The sequence below is a fragment of the Sphingomonas jinjuensis genome, assembly GCF_014197105.1.
Taxonomy (GTDB): domain Bacteria; phylum Pseudomonadota; class Alphaproteobacteria; order Sphingomonadales; family Sphingomonadaceae; genus Sphingomonas; species Sphingomonas jinjuensis.
In genome coordinates, this window is record NZ_JACIEV010000007.1 from 66,478 (window position 1) to 89,249 (window position 22,772).

19 protein-coding genes are annotated in these 22,772 nt (G+C 68.4%); 9 read left to right on the plus strand and 10 right to left on the minus strand.

Translation table 11 applies throughout. From position 1 onward, the window contains the following. The first annotated feature begins 135 nt into the window (after positions 1-135). Positions 136-684 (plus strand): hypothetical protein, encoded by a 549-nt coding sequence (locus GGQ80_RS12420; protein ID WP_183985274.1) that lies wholly within the window; start codon positions 136-138, stop codon positions 682-684. 44 nt (positions 685-728) lie between these two features. Here the strand turns inward: GGQ80_RS12420 and GGQ80_RS12425 are convergent, their stop codons facing one another. The 7 genes from GGQ80_RS12425 to ychF form a co-directional block, all read right to left on the minus strand. Then, on the minus strand, positions 729-1,193 hold the full coding sequence (locus GGQ80_RS12425) for a MaoC family dehydratase (protein ID WP_183985276.1): 465 nt from the start codon (positions 1,191-1,193) through the stop codon (positions 729-731). Continuing rightward, positions 1,190-2,533, minus strand: a complete 1,344-nt coding sequence (locus GGQ80_RS12430; protein WP_183985278.1) for an alkaline phosphatase family protein — start codon at positions 2,531-2,533, stop codon at positions 1,190-1,192. Before GGQ80_RS12430 ends, GGQ80_RS12425 begins: the two co-directional genes overlap by 4 nt. Positions 2,534-2,687: 154 nt before the next feature. Continuing rightward, on the minus strand, positions 2,688-4,196 hold the full coding sequence (locus GGQ80_RS12435) for a hypothetical protein (protein WP_183985280.1): 1,509 nt from the start codon (positions 4,194-4,196) through the stop codon (positions 2,688-2,690). A gap of 53 nt (positions 4,197-4,249) precedes the next feature. Beyond that, entirely contained in the window at positions 4,250-4,549 is a 300-nt protein-coding gene (locus tag GGQ80_RS12440) for a hypothetical protein (RefSeq protein WP_183985282.1), read from the minus strand. Positions 4,550-4,560: 11 nt separating this feature from the next. Then, complete coding sequence (gene chrA, locus GGQ80_RS12445; protein ID WP_183985284.1) at positions 4,561-5,943, minus strand: chromate efflux transporter; 1,383 nt, start codon at positions 5,941-5,943, stop codon at positions 4,561-4,563. 230 nt (positions 5,944-6,173) lie between these two features. After that, positions 6,174-6,575 (minus strand): OsmC family protein, encoded by a 402-nt coding sequence (locus tag GGQ80_RS12450; protein ID WP_183985286.1) that lies wholly within the window; start codon positions 6,573-6,575, stop codon positions 6,174-6,176. After that, positions 6,575-7,675 carry a redox-regulated ATPase YchF gene (gene ychF, locus GGQ80_RS12455; protein ID WP_183985288.1) on the minus strand — a complete coding sequence of 367 codons (1,101 nt, stop codon included), beginning with the start codon at positions 7,673-7,675 and terminating at the stop codon, positions 6,575-6,577. Before ychF ends, GGQ80_RS12450 begins: the two co-directional genes overlap by 1 nt. Positions 7,676-7,968: 293 nt before the next feature. On the opposite strand from ychF, the gene GGQ80_RS12460 reads away from it, so the two are divergent. Beyond that, positions 7,969-8,547 carry a hypothetical protein gene (locus GGQ80_RS12460; RefSeq protein WP_183985290.1) on the plus strand — a complete coding sequence of 193 codons (579 nt, stop codon included), beginning with the start codon at positions 7,969-7,971 and terminating at the stop codon, positions 8,545-8,547. A 163-nt stretch (positions 8,548-8,710) separates the two neighbouring features. Next, positions 8,711-9,340 carry a trimeric intracellular cation channel family protein gene (locus GGQ80_RS12465; RefSeq protein ID WP_183985292.1) on the plus strand — a complete coding sequence of 210 codons (630 nt, stop codon included), beginning with the start codon at positions 8,711-8,713 and terminating at the stop codon, positions 9,338-9,340. Positions 9,341-9,353: 13 nt separating this feature from the next. Here GGQ80_RS12465 and GGQ80_RS12470 read toward each other — a convergent pair whose 3' ends face one another. Next, positions 9,354-9,914 (minus strand): GNAT family N-acetyltransferase, encoded by a 561-nt coding sequence (locus GGQ80_RS12470; protein ID WP_183985294.1) that lies wholly within the window; start codon positions 9,912-9,914, stop codon positions 9,354-9,356. Position 9,915: 1 nt separating this feature from the next. Then, positions 9,916-11,799 carry a signal peptide peptidase SppA gene (sppA, locus tag GGQ80_RS12475; RefSeq protein ID WP_183985296.1) on the minus strand — a complete coding sequence of 628 codons (1,884 nt, stop codon included), beginning with the start codon at positions 11,797-11,799 and terminating at the stop codon, positions 9,916-9,918. A gap of 201 nt (positions 11,800-12,000) precedes the next feature. Between sppA and GGQ80_RS12480 the strand changes: the two genes are divergently transcribed. From GGQ80_RS12480 to GGQ80_RS12500, 4 genes are all read left to right on the plus strand, one after another. Continuing rightward, positions 12,001-13,401, plus strand: a complete 1,401-nt coding sequence (locus GGQ80_RS12480; protein ID WP_183985298.1) for an MATE family efflux transporter — start codon at positions 12,001-12,003, stop codon at positions 13,399-13,401. Positions 13,402-13,550: 149 nt separating this feature from the next. Then, positions 13,551-13,838 (plus strand): co-chaperone GroES, encoded by a 288-nt coding sequence (groES, locus tag GGQ80_RS12485; protein WP_056531718.1) that lies wholly within the window; start codon positions 13,551-13,553, stop codon positions 13,836-13,838. Positions 13,839-13,893: 55 nt separating this feature from the next. Then, positions 13,894-15,534, plus strand: coding sequence for a chaperonin GroEL (groL, locus tag GGQ80_RS12490; RefSeq protein WP_183985300.1), 1,641 nt, complete (start codon positions 13,894-13,896; stop codon positions 15,532-15,534). Between the two features lie 194 nt (positions 15,535-15,728). Beyond that, positions 15,729-18,080: a calcium-binding protein gene (locus tag GGQ80_RS12500; RefSeq protein WP_343051052.1), complete on the plus strand. Its 2,352-nt coding sequence runs from the start codon at positions 15,729-15,731 to the stop codon at positions 18,078-18,080. A gap of 21 nt (positions 18,081-18,101) precedes the next feature. Here the strand turns inward: GGQ80_RS12500 and GGQ80_RS12505 are convergent, their stop codons facing one another. Then, on the minus strand, positions 18,102-19,160 hold the full coding sequence (locus GGQ80_RS12505) for a mannose-1-phosphate guanylyltransferase/mannose-6-phosphate isomerase (protein ID WP_183985304.1): 1,059 nt from the start codon (positions 19,158-19,160) through the stop codon (positions 18,102-18,104). A gap of 215 nt (positions 19,161-19,375) precedes the next feature. Here GGQ80_RS12505 and prsK point away from each other — a divergent pair, with 215 nt between their 5' ends. Next, a complete protein-coding gene (gene prsK, locus GGQ80_RS12510; protein WP_183985305.1) occupies positions 19,376-21,397 on the plus strand; it encodes an XrtA/PEP-CTERM system histidine kinase PrsK in 2,022 nt (673 codons plus the stop codon). After that, entirely contained in the window at positions 21,394-22,770 is a 1,377-nt protein-coding gene (gene prsR / locus GGQ80_RS12515) for a PEP-CTERM-box response regulator transcription factor (RefSeq protein ID WP_183985307.1), read from the plus strand. Before prsK ends, prsR begins: the two co-directional genes overlap by 4 nt. The last annotated feature ends 2 nt before the right edge of the window (positions 22,771-22,772 follow it).

Genomic DNA, 22,772 nt, shown 5'->3' on the forward strand with positions numbered 1-22,772 from the left:
GGGGCGTGTCTAGCGTGACGTGACCTCGTCATTGCCCTCTCCTGCTCAATTCCCTCGCGGAACCCACTCCCGTCGCCCCACGTTCTCGAAGCGTTCGGCGCGTATCCGCCGTTCTTCCGGTACGGGAGAGAGTATATGTTCATCAGGAAACTAGCGATCGCCGGCCTGCTCGCCGGCTTCGGCCTCGGCACCGCGGGCTGCACCGATGGTTACGGCTACGGCGGCGCCTCGCTCGGCTATGGAAGCGGCTATTATGCCGATCCCTATTACGGTGGCGGACTCGGCTATGGCGGTGTCGGCTACGCGCCATCCTATTTCGGCTGGTACAACGACTTCTATTACCCCGGCACCGGCGTCTATGTATACGATCGCAACCGCCGTCCCTTCCGCTGGAACGACAGCCAGCGGCAGTATTGGGAGGGACGTCGCGGCTATGGCCTCGATCGCGGCGACCGGCGCGAGCTTCGCCAGAACTGGGCCGACTTCGCGCGCGACCGCCGTGGCGACAACCGCGATTTCTATCGCGAGCGGCGCGACGATCGCCAGGCGCTGCGCAACGGCACGATCAATCGCGACCAGTTCCGCGCCGAGCGCCGCGATGCCCGCCAGGACTATCGCCGCGAGTACCGCCAGGATCGTCGCAGCTTCCAGCGCGAAAACCGCCGCGACCTGCGCCGTCGCTGACGCAATGCCCGTCATTCCCGCGAGCGCGGGGATGACGGGATTGGCTATCCGGCGTCGCGCGTGCGGATAAGCCCGTTCGACACCATCGTCATCACCGCGACGTCGTCCTGATTGAACACGGTCAGCCGGCTCTTGAAGATGCCCATCTCCGGCCGGCTTTCGGACCGACGCTTTTCCAGCACCTCGCTTTCGCACCGCAACGTGTCGCCCGGATAGACTGGCTTCAGCCAGCGCAGCTGGTCGATCCCCGGCGAGCCCAGTCCCGCCTGGCGATGGGCCTTCAGATTTTCCACCAGCATCGCCATCGTCATCGCGCAGGTGTGCCAGCCGCTCGCCGACAGCCGCCCGAAATGGGTCGCCGCTGCCGCTTCGTCCGACAGGTGGAAGGGTTGCGGATCATATTTGGCGGCGAACTCGGTCACCTCGTCGCGCGTAACCTCGTACCGCCCGAACGAAGCGGTCGCGCCGACCGCGATATCCTCGAAATATTGAACACCATCGTCGCTCATCGCATCACCTTTCGAAACGGCGCGTCGGTCCCGTCCAGCCCATTGCCCGCCGGCAGGCCCAGCAGGTCGCGCATCAGCGGCGCGACGTCGACATTGTCGAAGACGGGAAGCTGCCGGCCGGGCTGAAAGGCGGGGCCGTTGGCGATGAACAGCGCGCGCATCGCCGGGTCGCTGGGATCGAAGCCATGATCGCCGCCCTCGCGCGGCGCGGGCGGCGGCGTCGGCGTGATCCGCCAGCCGGTGTCGGCAAGGCAGATGTACGGCGCGACGCGCGGATTGCGGCCATAATGGAAGCGCGCCGGTATCGCCTCGCGCCGCCAGCATTGCATGTGATCGTGCTTCTTCAGCAGCGCCGCTGCGACGATCGCGTCTTGCCCGGGCTGCGGATAGATCGCCCCGAGCGCACCGACCTCCGTCGTGCGAAAGGCCGCCTTCGGCATCAGCCCATCGAGCGGGATCGATCGCGACGAGCTGGTGGCGGCCATGCCGTGGTCCGACACGATGACCAGGTTCGCGCGTATTCCCAGGGTCCTCAGACCGTCGACCAGCGTGCCGATCGAGCGATCGATCGCGCCTACCGCCTGCGTTATCCGCGGATCGTTCGGCCCGACATCATGCCCCGCCATGTCGATGCTGTCGAAATAGAGCGTCACGAAGCGCGGCCGCGTCGCCGCCGGTCGGCGCATCCAGTCGAGCACCGTCTCGACACGCTGAGTGGCGGACAGATTGGCGTTGTACTGTTGCCAGTCCTGGGGGCGGATGCCGCCCATCCACAGGCCGTGGTCGCCCTTTTCGACGGTGCCCCAGGGCGCATTGCTGCCCGGCCACAACATCGATGCCGAGCGGATGCCGGCGCGTTCGGCGGTGGCCCACAGCGGCTCCGATTCGCTCCACCAGAACGGATCGTCCGATGCCTTGGCGAAGGGCTGACCGGGCCGGCGCGGGTCTTCGAAGGTGTTGCCGACCATGCCGCTGCGATCGGGACGAAGCCCGGTGACGAGCGTCCAGTGATTGGGGAAGGTCAGCGACGGAAACGACGGGCGCATCGCGGCACTGACGCCGCCGGACTTCAATGCACTCAGCCGCGGGGTGACGCCGCGGTCGAGATAATCGGGGCGGAAGCCATCGATCGACACCAGGATCGTCACCGGGGCATCGCTGGCCATGGTGGTCGTCGTCACGCGGGGATCGAGGTTGGGTCGCGGCGTCGTCGGCACCGGAAGCGCTGCGCCGGTCGCAGCGCCACTCGGCTGCGTGGCGGGCGCGAGCACGGGCGGGGTGAAGGAATAGGCGCAGCCGCTCAGCGATATGAGCAGCAGCGAGGCGAGCGTACGACGCATCAAAAATCCTCTTCCCGTCATGACTGACCTCACCCTTCCGGCGCTTCGCGCCTCCCTCCCTCTCCCGCTGAGAGAGGGAAAAGCCGCCGGGCGCGGCGAAGGGTGAGGTTAGTTCAGCCTTCGCCCTAATCGGCTAAGGCAGGAACCGAAAACATCAAAGTCCGATCCCCAGCTTGGCGAACAACGTCCAGCTGACCGGCGCCATGCCATAGGCGGCATCGAGCGCCTTGGGCTTGGCATAGGCCGCGACCGTCCCGCCCAGCGCGACGCCGAGCGATCCGCTGATCGGCAGGCGATAGGCATAGCCGGCCTCGGCCTTGGTCACGCGAAAGCGGCGGTCGTGGAGCGGATTGTCGTGGTCGGGGAAAAGCTCGTCGTTGACGACATTCTCGACCCGTCCGAACACCGCATGGCGCGGGGTAAGTTCCCACGTCGCCTCGGCCAGCCATGCCGGCAGCCTGTCGCCCGGCGAGCGGTCCTTCAGGCTGTAGGCGATCGTCGTCGTCACGCCGCCACGGGCATATTGGACGCTGGCGGTGGTGCGATGCTCGTTCTCGTCGGGATGCTGCTCCTCGGGCGTCTTCAGGAAGCCGTGGCTGACCTGCGCCGCGACGAAGGGCGATGGCGTCCAGGTCGCCCGCACGCTCCAGCTGTCGAGCCGGGGCGTCTCGATGTTCCAGCGACGCTCGTCCGGCTCGCGCCCGCGGAATGCCGATCCCTCCAGCTGTATCGTCGGCGCGGCATAGCCGGCGGTGACGACGCCGTAGGTGATGTGGGTCGAATCGAACCAGTGGTGGGTGATCGGCGACAGCGGCTGATAGCGCGCCGAGCCGCGATGCATGAAGGCGCTCGGCCCCAGCGCCGGTTCACCGACCGGGCCGCCATAGACGAACAGCGTGGCGTCGTTGCCCAGGCGATAGTCGAGTTTCGCCGCCAGCTCCATGAACAGGTCATGCGGATGCTGGCGGTCGACTAGCGGACGGCCGTTCGCCAGTTCGCCCGTCGCGAACAAGTTGGGATAGCCGCGTGCGCCCATCAGCGGTTCCAGGCTGTTCATCGTGCGCAGTTGGACATGCCAGCGATCGCCGAGATCGCGGTCGGCCATCAGCATCGCCATCGACTGGACGAACGCGCCGCTGTCGCCGCGCGGGCCGCCCTGGTCGGTAACGATGCCCCAGGCATAGCCATGCCCCATCAGCATCCAGTCGCCGACATGCGCCATCGCGCCGCGCATCGGCCCCTCGGCAGCGGGAAGGCGCGCGGTGCCGGAGCCCTGGCTCCACCAGCCGCCGCTGGTGCCCATCGCCATGCCCGCCATCGCGGCGCCGGCCGGTGCCTTGGCAAGCGCGGCGTCGGAAGCGTCGCGATAGGCGGCGGGGGCGGTGAAGCCCATGTCGTGGCTCATCATGCCGTGGTCCATGGCGCTATGGTCCATCGCGGCATGATCCATCGTGCCGGGGCTCATGGTGCCCTGGTCCATCTGTCGGTAATCCATCTGGTGGTGATCCATCGCCTGATGGTCGGCGGCCGGCTTGGTCGGCGTCGGCTTCGGTGTCGCCTTGGGCATCGGCATCGTCATGCCGTGATGCTGGGCTTGCGCGGTCGCCGCGACGGGCGACAGCGCGCCCGCGGCAACCGCCGCGAGCCAGAGAGAGCGGTTCATCATAGACTCCGGGAATGCGGGATAGCGGAGGCGCCATTCAGGGCGCCCGGCGATCACGCCTTCCTGGGCGGGGGCAAGGCGGGCGGTGCGCCGACACCGATCGCCAGCATGCGGACGCGCGGGCTGGGCGGCAGCGCCGCGATGAAGACCGGTCCGGCGACGCGGACGCCGAGCCAGTCGCCCGGCGGTATGCAGCCGATGCAGCCATGCTGGGCGGCCGGCGCCGGCGTGGGCTTGGAATCGTGCATCGGCGCCATCGTCTCGTGGCACGCCGCCACCGCCGGTGCCGCGCTGGCGCCGTGCGGCAGCGCGGTCAGCGCCAGGACCAGCACCATGATGAGGCGAGCGAGCATCGCGCGACCCCTTAGCCGATCAGCCCCGTCAGGTACAGCGCCACGCCCGCTGCAGCGTTGACCGCCAGCGTCGCGATCACGCCGGCGCGCAATTTGAGCACCGCCACCATCGCCCCTGCCGCCAGCAACGCCGCGGCCGGGTCGATGCTTGCCACCACCGGCGCGTGGAAGCGCAGCGGCCCCCAGCCGACCGCGATCGTGTCGCGAAACAGCGTGTGCAGCGCGAACCACAGCGCGAGGTTGAGGACGACGCCGACCACCGCCGCCGTCACCGCCGCCAGCGCTCCCGCGACGGCGACGTTGCCGCGCAGCCGCTCGATGAAGGGCGCGCCCATGAAGATCCACAGGAAGCACGGCACGAACGTTACCCAGGTCGCGAGCAAGCCGCCCAGCGTCCCCGCGAGCAGCGGCGGCAGCACCCCGGCGTCGCGATAGGCGCCCAGGAAGCCGACGAATTGCAACACCATGATCAGCGGCCCCGGCGTCGTTTCCGCCAGCCCAAGCCCGTCGAGCATCTCCTTCGGCCCCAGCCAGCCGTAATTTTCGACCGCCTGCTGCGCGACATAGGCGAGCACGGCATAGGCGCCGCCGAAGGTGACCATCGCCATCGTCGCGAAGAAGGTCGCGATCCGGCTGAACACATCGTCTGGGCCGAGCAACAGGACGAGCGCCGCGATCGGCGCCAGCCACAGCGCCAGCCAGACCGCGGCGGTGCGCAGCGTCTCGCGGCGCGTCGGGCTGGCGTGGGCGGGCAGCTCCTCACCGAGCAGCGTGTCGGCATCGGCGACACCGCCGCCCCTGCCGCCGCCATGGCCGCCCGCACGGAACGCGGTGCTGCCGCGCCGGCTGCTCCACCAACCGATCAGCCCCGCGCCGAGCACGACGAGGGGAAAGGGCGCGGCGAAGAAGAAGATCAGTACGAACGCCGCCGCCGCCAGCACGCGCGCGGGCATGCTGGAGAGCGACCGCCCGCCGATCCGCACCACCGCCTGGACGACCACGGCCAGCACCGCGGCCTTGAGCCCGAAGAACAGCGCCGCGACGATGCCGACACGGCCATAGAGGACGTAGATCCAGCTGAGCGCCATGATCGCGGCGGCCCCGGGTAGGACGAACAGCGTGCCCGCGACGATCCCGCCCTTCGTGCGGTGGAGCAGCCAGCCGATATAGGTCGCCAGCTGCTGCGCCTCCGGCCCCGGCAGCAGCATGCAGAAGTTGAGCGCGTGGAGGAAGCGCTGCTCGCCGATCCAGCGCTTCTCGTCGACGAGAATTCGATGCATCACCGCGATCTGCCCGGCGGGGCCGCCGAACGAGAGCAAGGCGATGCGCAGCCAGACCCAGAAAGCCTCGCGCAGGGTGACGGGGGCTGGGCGTTGCAGGCTGGCGGATGGCATGGCGTTCCCCTTGTCGCGGGGATGGTCGCAGAGCTTGCCGGGGGAGGAAAGCCGCGCCTGACTTGGTGCGGGCAAAGCTCGGCTATGCCGGCCTGCGCGTCAGTTGATCTCCGAGCTGGGATTCATGGTTCCACGCACGAAGGACACGAGGATTTAGCCGGGTCGGCTGCCGAAGGATGGATCCCGGCTCGCGGCCGGGATGACGAGTGGAGTGGGGGTGCCGGTGCGCATCACCCCTCCCATTCGACCCTGATCGGCGCCTCGATGCCGAGCGCCTGATGGACCGGGCAGGCGTTCGCCGCCGCCAGCAGCTTGCGCCGCAGCCGGTCGTCAACTGTGCCGGGGACGCGCACCGTCACCGCCAGCCGTGTGATGCGGCGGGGGGAGTCGGCCATGTCCTTCGTCACGCACGCGGTCGCGCCCGACAGGTCGAGGCCGTCCCTGGCGGTCGCCACCGCCATGATGCTGAGGATGCAGCCGCCGAGCGACACCGCCAGCAGGTCGCTCGGGCTGAAGCCGTCGCCCGACCCGCCCATCTCGACCGGGGCGTCGGCGACGATCACTGCGCCACTGTCGCCATGCACCGCGCGACAGCGCATCGCGCCGTCGTAGGTGACGAGCGTGTCGGCCATCAGACGTTGAAGCGGAACAGCATCACGTCGCCGTCCTGCACGACATATTCCTTGCCCTCCTGGCGCAGCTTGCCGGCGTCGCGGGCGCCCGCCTCGCCGCCGCACGCGACGTAGTCGGCATAGGCGATGGTCTCGGCGCGGATGAAGCCGCGCTCGAAGTCGGTGTGGATCTCGCCCGCCGCATTGGGCGCCTTGGCACCGCGATGGACGGTCCAGGCACGCGCCTCCTTCGGGCCGACGGTGAAGAAGGTGAGCAGGTCGAGCAGCGAATAGCCGGCGCGGATGACGCGGGCGAGGCCGGTTTCCTCCAGCCCCAATTCGGCCAGGAATTCGCCGCGATCCTCCGCCGGCATCGTCGCGATTTCCGCTTCGATCGCCGCCGAGACGACGACCGCCTCGGCGCCCTCCGCCTTGGCCTTCTCAAACACGCGCGCCGACAGCGCGTTGCCGTTCGCGGCGTCGCCCTCGTCGACATTGCAGACGTAGAGGACGGGCTTGGCGGTCAATAGCTGCGCCTGGTCAAATACGCGCTGCTCCTCGGCATCCTTAGGCTCGGTAACGCGCGCCGGCTTGCCCGCGCGCAGGTGCTCGAGTGCCTGGCCAAGCACGGCGGCGCCGATCTTCGCCTCCTTGTCACCCTGCTGGCCCTTCTTGATCAGGTTGGGGACACGCTTTTCCAGGCTCTCCAGATCCGACAGCATCAGCTCGGTCTCGACCGTCTCGGCGTCGGCGATCGGATCGACCTTGCCCTCGACATGGGTGACGTCGCCGTCCTCGAAGCAGCGCAGAACGTGGACGATCGCGTCGACCTCGCGGATGTTGCCGAGGAACTGGTTGCCGAGACCTTCGCCCTTGCTGGCGCCGCGGACGAGGCCGGCGATGTCGACGAAGGCGAGCTGCGTCTCGATGATCTTCGCCGAGCCGGCGATCCGCGCCAGCTCCTGCAACCGGGGGTCGGGAACGCCGACGTTACCGACGTTCGGCTCGATCGTGCAGAAGGGGTAGTTGGCCGCCTGCGCCGCCGCCGTTTGGGTGAGGGCGTTGAAGAGAGTGGACTTGCCGACGTTCGGCAGGCCCACGATGCCGCAGCGGAAACCCATGAATTTTAGTCCCAGAACTGGAGGCGGCGCCGCCGTCGCCGGCCGAGGCCGGGCAAGGGGGCATCGCGGATGATCCCGCTCCCTTAGCGACCCCGCGCGCGCACCTCAACTCGCCGCTCGGCGCACTTACTCCACAGCTTATCGTCCCGCGTCGGGATTAAGGCAGCTTTGTACTCTTTTGTGGCGCAAAACATTCGCTAGCGTCGAATTTCGGTGCGGGAGAGATGCTTCCGTGTCGTTATCTGCTTCGAGGGGGAAGGCGGATGCAGCGGACCGGGGTGGCGATGGCAGCAGTGGGGGCGGCGCTGGGCCTCGGCGCAGCGATGCCAGCATCGGCCCAGTCGATCCTCGACGTGCGCGACACCACAGCGCGCCAGGAGCAATTGCGTTCCACCGCGATCATCGGCGGCACCGTGAAAAGCGAGGCGCGGATTTCGCGCACCTTCCGCCTGCGCGTCGATACGCAGCTGACAACCGTGCCGGGCGCCGACGGACAGAACCGGATCCACCCGCGTCTCGCCCGCTCGATGGTCGATCTGTTTCCGATTCCCGACGAGGGATTTCGCCTGTCCGCGGGCAACCGCTTCGTCGCGCGGCGCGTCGCCGGGGACAGCCGCGGGCTGCTGTACACGCCGCGTGGCCCCGGCAACGGCGTGATGCGCACCGGGCTGCGCCGGTTCAATCCGGCGGTGACGGTTGGCTACCAGGGCGAAGTCGCGCCGAAGGTCAGCCTGGGTGTCGAGGTCGGTGCGCTCAAGGGTCATGCCTGGCAGCGGGTGCGGACCGATGGCGCCATGCCGCGCGGCATGCGCGAGCGTGACCGCAATCCGGTGGCATCGCTGGTCAACGTGGATGCGACGGTGAAGTTCTGATCGGGCGGCCGGTGCGCCGCGCCCGTCCTCACCCTTCCGGCGCTTCGCGCCTCCCTCCCTCTCCCGACGGGAGAGGGAAAATGCTGCCGAAGGCAGCGAAGGGTGAGGCTGACTATCCCTCTCGCTTGCCCTCGCGCCGCAACTCCCCCTACCACCCCTGCCGATGCTGCAACCCGCCGCCCTGCTGCCCGCCTTCGCGCCCTGGCTCGACGTCGCCGGGCTCGCCGTGTTCGCCGTCTCGGGCGCGTTGGCGGCGGCGAAGCGGCGGCAGACGATGGTGACGCTCTGCTTCTTTGCGGTCATCACCGGGGTCGGCGGCGGCACCGTTCGCGACCTCCTCATCGGGGCGCCGGTGTTCTGGGTCCACGACACGCGCGTCGCCGCGGTGTGCCTGGCGATGGCGGTGCTGGTCTGGATCACGCCGGTGCGCTGGTGGCGCGGCACCGCGCTCGACTGGTTCGACGCGGTCGGGCTGGCCGCTTACGCCGTCTATGGCGCGGCGAAGGCGCTCGGCTATGGCATTCCCCCGGTGCCCGCGGCGCTGATGGGGGTGGTGACCGCCTGCGTCGGCGGGATCATCCGCGACGTGCTGGCGGGCGAGCCGTCGATCCTGATGCGCCCCGAACTCTATGTCACTGCGGCGGCGCTCGCGGCGGGGAGCTATGTCGCGCTGACCGAGCTTGACGTGCCGCGCGCCATCGCCGCGGTCGTCGCCGGATTGGCCGGCTTCGCACTGCGGGCGGCGGCGATCCATTTCCGCCTCGCCCTGCCGGCCTATCCGCGCGGCGAATAGCCCGCGGCGTCGATCAGGTGCGCACCACGCCGACGTCGGCGAAGCGGCGCGGCTCGGCGGGCGGATTGTCCGGCTCGGCCAACTCGCACTGCCACAGGCCGACGTCGATCCAGCGCCCGTTCTTCCAGCCAATCTCGCGAAACACGCCGGCGCGGCGGAAACCGACCGCTTCATGCAATGCGATCGAGGGTTCGCTGGGCAGTGCGATACGCCCGATCGCCTGCGCGAAGCCCTGTGCGCGGAGCGTATCGACCAGCGCCTCGTACAGCAGCCGTCCGGCGCCCTGGCGCTGCGCCGCGTCGGCGACGTAGATTGTCGTCTCGACCGCCCAGCGATAGGCGTCGCGCTCGCTGAACCGCGTTGCATAGGCATAGCCGAGCACGCCGCCCGCCGCCTCGCCCTGCGTCGCGACCAGCCAGGGATAGAGCCCCTCGCTCGCCGCCATCCGCGTCCGCATCGTCCGCGCCTCAGGCGGCTGAGTCTCGAACGAGACGGTGCCCATCAGCACATGCGGGGCATAGATCGCCGCGATCGAACCCGCATCATCGGGCGTGGCGGCGCGGATCGCGATCATCTCAGCCCGCGATGCCGAGCTTGGCCAGGACGAGATCGAGCAGCCTGGCGTCGCTCGCCACCGCCCGGCTCGGCCCGATGCCGCCGCATTCCAGGCAGCGCGCCTGGATCGATCCGCCGCGCGCGATCCGCTGCGCATCGCCGAGCGCCTGCGCCAGCAGCGCGCGCTGCCGGGTCCCGACCTGAGCGAACACGTCGCTACCGGCATCGGCAGTGTCGTCGTCGCGATTACCGAAGGACCGCGCGAGCTCGGCGGCGAAGCCCGGCTTCTTCTCCAGATATTCGGCATGCACCTTCGCGGGATCAAGCTTGGCACGCTTTGCCGCATCGGCGATCGCGTCCTCGATGGTGCCGAACCGATCGACCAGGCCCAACTGACGCGCAGTGCCGCCGTCCCACACGCGACCCTGCGCGATCTCGTCGACCCGGCTAGGCGTCATCTTGCGCGCCTGGGCGACGCGGGCGATGAACTGGCGATAGCCTTGCTCGATCCCGGTCTGCAGGATCGCGTCCATCTCGGGCGTGGTGCCGCCGGCGATATCGGGCTGACCCGACAATGGCGTCGTCTTCACGCCATCGCTGGTCACGCCAATCTTGGCGAGAGCCTTTTCGAACGTCGGGATGATGCCGAAGATACCGATCGATCCGGTGATCGTCGTCGGTTCGGCGTAGATAGCGTCGGCACTTGTCGAGACCCAATAGCCGCCCGATGCCGCGACACCGCCCATCGACACGACGACGGGCAGGCCGCGGCGCTTCGCCTCTGCGATTGCGGTGCGGATCCGCTCCGACGCGAACACCGATCCGCCCGGCGAATCGACGCGCACGACAAGCGCCTTCAAGTTCTTCTTGGCCAATCCGTCGAGGATGAAGCGGGCGATCGTGTCCCCGGCGGCGGTCCCCGGCCCGGCGCGGCCATCAACGATATCGCCCGCGACCGTGACGACGCCGATCGCGTCGCCCGCGGTGGGAAGCGGATTGGCATCGACGTAATCGTCATAGTCGATCTGCGCGAAGCTGCCGATCGAGCGCTTCGGATCGGCGCCCGCGATCGCAGCGACGCGGCGCTCGAAGTCGATCCGGGAGCCGAGTTTGTCGACCAGGCCAGTACGCAGCGCAAGCTGGCCGAAGTCGCCGTTCGCCTGAGTCACCATCGCCGCCGAGTTGGCGAGATAGGCCGCGGCCTGCGCCTTGGGGCGGCCCTTGGCGATCGCGAGCTTCCACTGATCAAGCAGCGAGCCGTACAGCGCCGTCATCGCCGCCCTGGCATCCGGCGACTGGTCGGCGCGGGTATAGGGCTCAACGAACGACTTGTAGCGGCCGACGCGATAGACATGGACGTTGACGCCGAGCTTGTCGATCAAGCCCTTGTAGTACAGCGACGATCCGCCGGGACCTGTGAACAGCGCGACGCCGAGCGGGTTCATCCACACCTCGCTGGCATAGGCGGCCAGCCGGTAGTCGCTATCGGTATAGCCGTCGGCATAGGCCAGTACCGGCTTGCCCCCCGCGCGGACGCGGCCCAGCGCCTCGGCAACCTCGTTGACGGTCGCGGGATAGCCGCCGCCGAAATTGGTCAGGTCGAGGACGATCGCCTTGACGCGTGCGTCGCGGCCGGCGGCCTCGATGGTGCGGACGAGGTCGCGAACGCGAAACTGGCGGGGTCCGCTCTGCCCGGACAGGGCAGCGAAGGCGGCCTGCTCCTCGGGCTGCTCGACGATCGAGCCGTTGAGGTCGAGCAGCAGCGCGCCGTTGCCGATCGCCTTGGCGCCGGGCCGCGCGTTAAGCGCCGCGAAGAGCATCGCGAAGAACAACAGCATCGCGATCAGGACGAGCGCGTCCTTGATCCCGATCAACAGCTTCCAGGCGCCTTTGACGAGCTTCACACGAGTCTCCTGCCGCGCCGACGCGCGCGGGGTTCGCGTCGGGCTTAGCCCGCCGTGTCGTGGCGGAGCAATACGGTTCGCGCCGGTTTCTCCGGGCCGAGCCGCCCGCCGCACGATGGATCCCGGGTCGAGCCCGGGATGACGGGGGAAGAGAGGACCAGCCTTGCCCCCGCCTTTCCCCATGCTAGGACCCACGCGCCCATGGAACCCGCCGTCGCCATCCCCGCGCTCGACGCGTCAGCGCCCGCCGATTGGCGCGGCGAGGCGAAGGCGCTCGTGCGGCTGGCGGGGCCGCTGGTCGCGGCGCAACTGCTGCAGATGGCGATCGCCGCGGTCGACGTCATCTTCGTCGCGCGGCTGGGCGCGGTCGATCTTGCCGCGGCGACGCTCGGCGTGTTCGTCTTCAACCTGCTGCTCTATGCGATCATCGGGCTGACCAGCGCCGCCGCCCCGCTGATCGCCGCGGAACTCGGTGCGCGAGCCCATGCGGTGCGGGCGGTACGGCGCAGCTTCCGCATGGCACTTTGGGTCGGCGCGTTCTTCGCGGTGCCGGTCATCGTCATCCTCGCCCATGGCGAGACGCTGTTCCGCCTTGCCGGCCAGGATGCCGAGGTCGCTCGCCGCGCCGGACAGTTCATGGATGTGCTCCTGTTCGCCGTGCCGACCGGCATCGCGGCGGGCGTGATGCGGACCGCAGCGGCGGCGCTGGGGCGACCGGGCTGGGCGTTCCTGGTCACGGCCGTCGCGCTCGGCATCGGTATCCTCGCCAACTGGATGCTGGTGTTCGGGCATCTCGGCGCGCCGGCGATGGGGCTGACCGGATCGGCGCTCGCCACCGTCATCGGCATCGGCAGCATGGCCATTGCCTATGCGGTGATCCTGACGACCGATCGGCGGCTGCGGCGCTATCGCCTGTTCGGGCGCTGGTGGCGGCCCGAATGGCCGGCGTTCCGCGCGATCATCCGGCTCGGCGTGCCGATCGCGCTGACGTGGCTGTTCGAAGGCTCGCTGTTCGGTGGTGCCGCGGTGCTGATGGGCCTGATCGGCGTCGTCGACGTCGCCGCGCATGCGGTCGCGCTCAACATCGCCGCGGTCGCGTTCCAGCTGCCGTTCGGCATCGCGCAGGCGGCGACGATCCGCGTCGGCCTGGCCTATGGCGCCGCCGATCCGCTCTGGATCGCACGGGCGGGCAACGTCGCGCTGGCGATCGGCATCGGCGTGATGACGCTGACCGCGCTCATCATCTGGAGCTTCCCCGACCCGCTGATCGCACTGTACCTGGAACGCGACGGCAGCGACACCGCCGCGGTCGCCGCGCTTGCCGCGCGCTTCCTGGCGGTGGCGGCGGTGTTCCAGCTGGTCGACGGCGCGCAGGCGGTGGCGGCCGGCGTGTTGCGCGGCATCCAGGATACGCGCGTGCCGATGCTGATCGCGCTGTTCGGTTATTGGGTGGTCGGCTTCGGCACCTCGGCCTATCTGGGCTTTTCCACACCGCTGGCAGGGGTCGGCGTGTGGTGGGGGCTCGCCGCCGGCCTAGCGGTCGTCTCGGTCCTGCTGCTGTGGCGCTGGCAGGTGAAGCGTCGGGTGGTCGTGTCCGGTTGACGGCTTGCCGCGGCGACACCCCCGATCGGCAATTTTGTTCCCTGCAGGGTGTTGACGCTGCGCCGCGGCGTCCACATATCCGCCCCGCTGGCACTCGACTCAACCGAGTGCCAAAATAGTGTCACATTCCCACGAAGAGGGCATCAGCAATGAACTTTCGTCCGTTGCACGACCGTGTGCTCGTCCGCCGTGTTGAGGCGGAAGAGAAGACGGCCGGCGGGATCATCATCCCCGACACCGCCAAGGAAAAGCCGCAGGAGGGCGAGGTCGTCGCCGCCGGCACCGGCGCGCGCTCGGAATCCGGTGAGGTCCACCCGCTCGAGGTGAAGGCCGGCGACCGTGTGCTGTTCGGCAAGTGGTCGGGCACCGAGGTCAAGGTCGATGGTGAGGATCTCCTCATCATGAAGGAATCGGACATCCTGGGCATCGTCGGCTGAACCAGCCTTCGACTCTCAACATTCTCAACATTCGCGAATTGAAAGGGTAGCCATCATGGCAGCCAAGGACGTGAAATTCGGCCGCGACGCGCGTGAGCGCATCCTGCGCGGCGTCGACATCCTCGCCGACGCGGTGAAGGTGACGCTGGGCCCGAAGGGCCGCAACGTCGTGATCGACAAGAGCTTCGGCGCACCGCGCATCACCAAGGACGGCGTCACCGTCGCCAAGGAGATCGAGCTCAAGGACAAGTTCGAGAACATGGGCGCGCAGATGGTGCGCGAAGTGGCCTCGAAGACCAACGACGTCGCCGGTGACGGCACCACCACCGCGACCGTTCTCGCCCAGGCGATCGTTCGCGAGGGCATGAAGTCGGTCGCGGCCGGCATGAACCCGATGGACCTGAAGCGCGGCATCGATCTCGCCGTCGCCAAGGTGGTCGAGGACGTGAAGGCTCGTTCCAAGCCCGTCTCGGGTTCGCAGGAAGTCGCCCAGGTCGGCATCATCTCCGCCAACGGCGACCGTGAAGTCGGCGAGAAGATCGCCGAGGCCATGGAGAAGGTCGGCAAGGAAGGCGTCATCACCGTCGAGGAGGCCAAGGGCCTCGAGTTCGAGCTGGACGTCGTCGAGGGCATGCAGTTCGACCGCGGCTATCTGTCGCCGTACTTCATCACCAACCCGGAAAAGATGACGGTCGAGCTCAACGACCCGTACATCCTGATCCACGAGAAGAAGCTTTCGAACCTGCAGGCGATGCTCCCGATCCTGGAAGCCGTCGTCCAGTCGGGCCGTCCGCTGCTGATCATCGCCGAGGATATCGAGGGCGAGGCGCTGGCCACGCTCGTCGTGAACAAGCTGCGCGGCGGCTTGAAGGTCGCAGCGGTCAAGGCGCCGGGCTTCGGCGATCGCCGCAAGGCGATGCTCGAGGACATCGCCGTCCTGACCAAGGGCGAAGTCATCAGCGAGGATCTCGGCATCAAGCTCGAGAGCGTCACGCTCGGCATGCTCGGCACCGCCAAGCGCGTCACCATCGACAAGGACAACACCACCATCGTCGACGGTGCGGGTGATGCGGAGTCGATCAAGGGCCGCACCGAGGCGATCCGCCAGCAGATCGAGAACACCACCAGCGACTATGACCGCGAGAAGCTCCAGGAGCGTCTCGCCAAGCTCGCCGGCGGCGTTGCCGTGATCAAGGTCGGCGGTTCGACCGAGGTCGAGGTGAAGGAGCGCAAGGATCGCGTCGACGACGCGCTGCACGCGACCCGCGCCGCGGTCGAGGAAGGCATCGTCCCGGGCGGCGGCACCGCGCTGCTGTACGCGTCGAAGTCGCTCGACGGCATGACCGGTGCCAACGAGGACCAGACCCGCGGCATCGACATCGTTCGCAAGTCGCTGACCTCGCTGGTTCGCCAGATCGCCGCCAACGCCGGCCACGACGGTGCGGTGGTGTCGGGCAAGCTGCTCGACGGCAACGACACGTCGATGGGCTTCAACGCCGCGACCGACACCTACGAGAACCTGGTCCAGGCCGGCGTGATCGACCCGACCAAGGTCGTCCGCACCGCGCTCCAGAACGCGGCGTCGGTGGCCGGCCTCCTCATCACCACCGAGGCGACCGTCTCGGAAGTGGCCGAGGACAAGCCCGCGATGCCCGCCGGCGGCGGCATGGGCGGCATGGGCGGCATGGACTTCTGATCTCGATCGGGCGCGGCGTGAGCTGCGCCCGACACGAGGCTGGAACGGGTGGCCTCGCGGTTGCCGCCATCACAAGATACCAACGGAAACCCGGCAAGCGGACTCCCGCCGCTTGCCGGGTTTTTGTCGTCGAGTGGCAAGTCACCATTGGCTCCACTCACCTTCGTTGTTTAGGGTAGCGCAACTGGCCTAATATTCGAACGGGAGAGCGAGCGAGGGTCACGAAGACGGGAACGCGCGCCAACGACACGCTGTATGGCGGCGCGGGCGGCGACCAGTTGATCGGCCTGATCGGCGACGATACCTATGGCGTCTACAGTCAGCTCGACACCGTGATCGAACAGGCGAATGAGGGCAACGACCGGGTCCTGACTTTCGCCGGCTATGCGCTGACTGCAGGAGCCTCGGTCGAGACACTGTCGACGGCGATCAATAGCGGAACCGATCCGATCCAGTTGACCGGCAACGAGATCAGCCAGTTCATCATTGGCAACTTCGGCGCGAACACGATCGACGGTCGCGGCGGCGGCGATGCGATGATCGGGCTTGGCGGGAACGACGTCTACTACGTGTCGGGGCGTACGGACTTCGTGATCGAAACTGCGAATGGCGGCAACGACGTCGTCTATGCTCGCGGCGATTTCGTCCTCAATGCCGGCAGCTCGGTAGAGACGATCGCGGTGGCGACATCGGCGCGCAACGTCGCTCTGTCGATCGGCGGTAACGAGCTCGCTCAGTCGATTAGCGGCGGCAACGGCGCGGACACGCTCAACGGCGGCGGTGGCGCAGACACGCTTATCGGTGGTCTCGGCGACGATACCTATCGGCTGTTCGGTGGCGAGACGGTCATCGAGGATTTCGGCGGTGGGTATGATCGGGTGTTCACCGGCGGCAGCTTCGCCCTGCCCGAACAGACCGCTAGGCAGGTGCCCTCGGTCGAGTTCATCTCCACCGCTGTCAACGCCGACACCGAGGCGATCAACCTGGCGGGCAGCCTCGTCGCCCAGACGATGATCGGCAATTATGGCAACAACGTCATCGACGGCCGAGGTGGGCACGACACGCTGATCGGCTTGCGTGGCGACGACGGCTATCGAGTCTATGGCTATGGCGAAGCCGTGATCGAAAACGCGGGCGAGGGCAGCGATACGGTCTTCGCCAGCAGCAACTACACCCTCAACGCCGGAGCCTCAGTGGAGACGCTGTCGCCGGCCAATAATGGTGTGCGTGGCTTCATCAATCTGACGGGTAACGAGTTCGCTCAGACAATCATCGGCGATTTCGGCGATAACGTCCTGGACGGTGGCGGCGGCAACGACACGCTGCTCGGCCTGCAAGGCAACGACGTCTTTCGACTCACCACCGCGCCGGGGACGGGCAACATCATTACGCTGGCCGATTTTGGCAACGGCGCCGATCGCATCCGGCTCGACCTGAACCGCTTCGCCGGCCTGACGTCGGGAGCGCTGGCGTCGACGGCGATCGCGATCGGCGCCGCGGCGGCCGACGCGGATGATCGGATCATCTATAATGCGGCGACAGGCGCGCTGTCGTTCGACAGCGACGGTATCGGCAGCGCCGCGGCGATCCAGTTCGCCATCCTGCCAACGGGCCTGTCAGCGACGCAGATCGTCGTCGATGTCGCCAACATTATCAATCCTACCGGTGTCGTGACGTTAGCCGAGGGCGGTCCGGCCTATTTGGTCGGTGGCGCGACTGGTGCTGGCGTCGATCTGGCGGCAACCTACCCAAGCGCCACGTCTTTCGTCATCGGCACCGGGGGGCTGGGCGCGCCAACCGACGTGGTGTTCGGCCCCAACTCGATCGGCGTGCCCGTCACTTTCTCATCGAGCAGGTCGGTTGGCGCCTTCGACTTTTCGCAGCTGGCGACGGGATTGCGGCTGACCCCAAGCACCGACTTCGCCACGACGGCCGGCCAGACCATCATCGCCTACCCGCCCGTGTCCGGAAGCTCCGGGGCCGTTGGACCGTCTGCCGTTACCGCGACAGCGTTCGACGACTATATCGACGCATCTCGTCGTGCAGCAGAAGGTTCGTCGCCAGGAGACCTTCGTTTCGGCCCAACACTTTACGGCGGGGCGGGCAACGATACGTTGATCGGTGGCTATCGCATGGACGGCGGGGCTGGTGACGACCTGCTTGTGTCGTCGCTGAACGGCATCATGGTCGGGGGTGCGGGCGCCGACACGTTCCGGATCGGCGTCGACACCCGATACCTTGGCCAACAGCGGGCGCCCAACACGCTACTCGACTTTAATCCTGCCGAGGACAGGATCGAGCTGATCAAATCGTCGAGCGCTACGTCGTTGACGACGTTGCTGACCCCCGGCGCCTTGCCGGCCAACCAGTTCACAACCGATGCCACGGCATATTCGCCTGGGATGGAAACGCTCTTCTATGATCGGATGACGGGGGACCTGAGCTTTTACAGCTACCTTGGCAATGGTCCGGCGTTCCGTGTCATCGCCCAACTGCCGACCGATCTCGATCTGACGGCAGCCAACTTCACCGTCGTCGGGCCTTGACGGGGAAAGAAGGAGAAGGGATCACCCCTTCTCCTTCATCGCCTCGATCAGCTTCTTGACCTCTTGGCTGCGGCCGCGGGGGAGGATCAGGACGTCGTTGCCGCTGGCGACGACGATCAGGTCGGACACGCCGACCAGCGACACGCGGATGCCGTCGCTGCGGACGAGGCAGCCGGTGGTGTCGATCGCCAGGACACGGTCGGCGTCATGGGCGTTGCCGGCGGCGTCGCGTTCGCTGATCGCGTGAAGCGCGTCCCAGCTGCCGACGTCGCTCCAGCCCATCGCGACGGGGACGACGGCGACACGGCTCGCCTTTTCCATCACCGCATAGTCGATCGAGTCGGACGGCGAGGCGGCGAAGGCGTCGGCGTCGGGCCAGATACGCGTACCCTCGCGCTTCGCTTTCGCCATCGATTCCCGCGCCGCGGCGACCATCGCGGGCACCTCGCGTTCGAGCACTTCGAGGTAGCGGTCGGCGCGGAACAGGAAGATGCCGCCGTTCCAGGCGTGGCTGCCCTCGTCGAGCATCGCCTGCGCGCGGTCGAGCGGCGGCTTTTCGATGAAACGATTGACGCGGTGGACGCCGGCCGCGATCTCGTCGCCGATTCTGATCCAGCCATAACCCGTCTCGGGTGCGTCGGGGGCGATGCCGAAGGTGACCAGCCAGCCCTCCTCGACCATCGGCAACGCGGCGTCGATCGCGGTGCGGAAGGCGTCGACGTCGGCGATGACATGGTCGGACGGCATCACCAGCAACGGCGCGTCGGGCAAGGGAGCGGCGAGCGCGGCGAGGGCGATCGCGGGCGCGGTGTTGCGGCCCATCGGCTCCAGCACCAATGCCTGCGGCGTCGCTCCGACTGCCGCGAGCTGATCCTCGACCATCTCGGCATGGCGCGCGCTCGCGACGACGATCGGCGCGTCATAGCCCGGCCCATCGGCGCGCTGCGCCGTCAGCTGGAGCATCGTCTCGTCGGCGGTCAGCGGCAGCAATTGCTTGGGCATCTCGGGCCGCGACATCGGCCAGAGGCGCGTGCCGGAACCGCCGGACAGGATGACGGGGACGATGACGGAAGCGGACATGAATCCTCCAAAAGCGACCGCAGGACGCGATCGGGGCGGGAGCGTAACGATCGAACGGCCCTGCGGCTGCATCTATCCGTCGCACTTTGCACATTCGTGTAGCCGTTGTTCAGCCTTTCTTTGCGAAGTTTTGCGACGGTCGGGCGTCGGAATAGCTGACACTTTCGACGCCGGTCTGGAAGGGGGCAGGTCATGGCTCGCCGGAGCACGCATCGATGAGCGCGTCGGCGACGCTGATCCTGTGGGGCCATGCGCTCGCGGCGCTGGTGTTCGGCGGGCTGACGATCGATCGCGCGCGGCGTCACGTCGCGGGGTGGCCGCGCCGCGGGCTGATCGTCGCGCTGGCGCTGACGGCGCTGTGGGCGCTGGCGGTGGCGGGCATCGAACCGCGCGACTTCACGACAAGGCTGGCGGAAAGCGCGCGCAACATAGCCTGGCTGGCGGTGCTGCTCACATGGATTGGCCGCGAGCGGGTCGGCGGCTGGACCGTGACGGCGCTGGGGGCCGTGGCGATCGCGGTGGCGATATCGTCGGCGATCCTGGCGGCGGTGGCGGCGGTGCCGATCCCGGCGGCCGACGTCGCGGCGGTGTTGCAGGCACGGCTGCTCTGCCGGATGCTGGGGACGGTCGCGTCGCTGATCCTGGTCCATCACCTGTGTATCGCCGCGCCGCGGGCGCAGCCGCTCGGCATCGCACTGGTGATGATCTGGGGTGTCGATCTCGCCAGCTACGCAACCGGCTATGCGATGGGCGGCTGGCCCGTGCAGCTGGTGGCGGTGCGCGGTTTCTCGGCGGCGGCGGCGGCGGCGTTGCTGGCAGTGGCGCTGAAGCGCGGCGACCGGGAGTTCACGCTGTCGCGTGGGGGAGCGCTGCGGATCGTGGCGGTCGCGGCGCTGGCGGCGTATCTCGGCGCGACGATCCTGGTGGCGGACGCTGCGTCACACTGGGCCGGGGCATATGGCCGGGCCGCGCAGACCGCGATCGTGCTTGGTGCGGCGACGGCGCTGATCACGCTGCTGTCGACGCCGTGGCTGCGGGCGTGGGGGCGGGTGATGATCGCCAAGCACCTGTTCACCTATCGCTACGACTATCGCACCGAGTGGCAGCGAGTGACGACCGCGCTCGGCGGCAGCGGCGGCGACGGCGCGCCGATCGGGTGCCGGGCGATCCGCGCGATGGCCGATATGATCGATTCGCCCGGCGGCGTGCTGCTGTTGCGCGAGGGCGATACGCTCGATGTCGCGGCGAGCTGGAACTGGGCGGACGGCGAGGGCGCGGGAAGCGCGTTAGTAGGGCATCTCGCGACGACGACGCGGATCGTGTCGCTCGATGCCGTAAGGGCGGGCACAGCGACCCCGGGCGACATCGCCGCGGCGCAGGGCTGGCCGGCCGAGCGGGAGGACGCGTGGGCGATCGTGCCGCTGTTCCATGGCGCGATGCTGGTCGGCGCGATCGTGCTCGCCCGCCCGCCCGTCGAGCGCCCGCTCGATTGGGAGGATTTCGACCTGCTTCGTGTCGCTGGTCGGCAGGCGGCGAGCTATCTGGCCGAGGATCGGGCGCGCCATGCGCTGGCCGAGGCCGAGCGGTTCGACGAGTTCAACCGCCGCTTCGCCTTCATCCTCCACGACCTCAAGAATCTGGTCAGCGGCCTGACGTTGGTCGCGCGCAACGCCGAACGCCATGCCGACAACCCCGCCTTTCGCGCCGACATGGTCGCGACGCTTCAGGATTCCGCCGCCCGCATGAACGCGCTGCTCGCCCGGCTCGCCTCGCATCATCACAGCGCCGACGAGCCGGCGTCGGTCGTCGACGTTGGCACGCTGGCGACGCGGATCGCGGAGCGGCGCCGCGCCCAGCACGCGATCGTGGTGAGCGGCACCGCGTTGGCGCTGGCGCAGCCGCGTGCGTTGGAGCAGCTGCTCGAGCATCTGTGCCAGAACGCGATCGAGGCCACCGGGGGAAGCGCGCCCGTTGCCATCGAGGTGGCGATGGACAGCGAAGGTGTCGGGATCGACGTGGTCGACCGCGGTTGCGGCATGACCGCCAGCTTCGTGCGCGAGCAGCTGTTCCGCCCCTTCGCCTCGTCGAAGCCCGGCGGTTTCGGGATCGGCGCCTATGAGGCGCGCCAGCTGGCCGAGGCGATGGGCGGGCGGGTCGAGGTGACGAGCCGCGTCGGCGAGGGCACGCGCTTTCGCGTCGTGCTGCCCGCGGCGCCGGCGATGGAGGCAGCGGCATGAGCGAACGGCCCGTCCTGCTGGTGGTCGAGGACGACCTGGCGCTCCAGCGCCAGTTGCGCTGGGCCTATGACGGCTATGAGGTCGTCAGCGCGGCGACGCGGGCGGAGGCGATCGACGCGCTGCGGCTGCACGAGCCTGCGGTGGTCACGCTCGACCTGGGGCTGCCGCCCGATCCCGACGGCACGACCGAAGGCTTTGCGGTGCTCGCCGACATATTGGCGCTGAAGCCCGACACCAAGGTGATCGTCGCATCGGGTCACGACGCGCCCGAGAGCGCGCTGAAGGCGATCGCGCAGGGGGCGTGGGATTTTTACCGCAAGCCGATCGACATCGACGCGCTGGGCCTGATCGTCGCTCGCGCCTTTCACGTCCGCTCGCTCGAGGTGGAGAACCGCCGCCTCGCGCAGCGCGGCGGCGATGGCGGCTTCGGTGGGCTGATCTATGCCTCGCCCGAAATGGCGAAGGCGGTGCGGCTGGTCGAGCGGGTCGCGCCCGCCGACGTGTCGGTGATGCTGCTGGGGGCGAGCGGCACCGGCAAGGAACTGCTCGCCCGCGGCCTGCACGAGGCGAGTCCGCGGCGGCGTGGTGCGTTCGTTGCGATCAACTGCGCGGCGATCCCCGACACGCTGCTCGAAAGCGAGCTGTTCGGGCATGAGAAGGGCGCCTTCACCGGCGCGATCAAGACCACCGAAGGCAAGATCGAGCTGGCGCACGGCGGCACGCTGTTCCTCGACGAAATCGGTGACGTGCCGCTGGCGCTTCAGGTGAAGCTGCTGCGCTTCCTGCAGGAACGGGTGATCGAGCGGCTCGGCGGGCGGCGGCCGATCGCGGTCGATACGCGGATCGTGGCGGCGACGCATCGCGACCTGCCGGGCATGATCACGGCGGGCAGCTTTCGCGAGGATCTCTATTACCGCCTCGCCGAAATTGAGGTGCCGATTCCGCCACTGTCGGAGCGGCCCGGCGATGCCGCGCTGATCGCCCGGCAGCTGGTGCGCAAGCATGCCGCGGCGATGCGGCTGCCGGTTACCGGGCTGACGCCCGACGCGATCGAGGCGATCGAGCGATGGCCATGGCCGGGCAACGTCCGCGAGCTCGAGAACCGGGTGAAGCGCGCGGTCATCATGGCCGACGGCAAGCTGGTCACCGCCGCCGACCTCGATTTGTCGGCAGCGGGTGACGGCGAGGCGGAGCTGCCGCTCAACCTGCGGGCGGCGCGCGAGGCGATCGATCGGCGCGTCATCGCGATGGCGCTGGCGCGCGCCGAGGGCAACATCGCCGGCGCCTCGCGACTGCTGGGGATCAGCCGCCCGACGCTGTACGACCTGCTCAAGAGCTATGGGTTGCATGGCAGCGACGCCAAGGGGGGCTGACG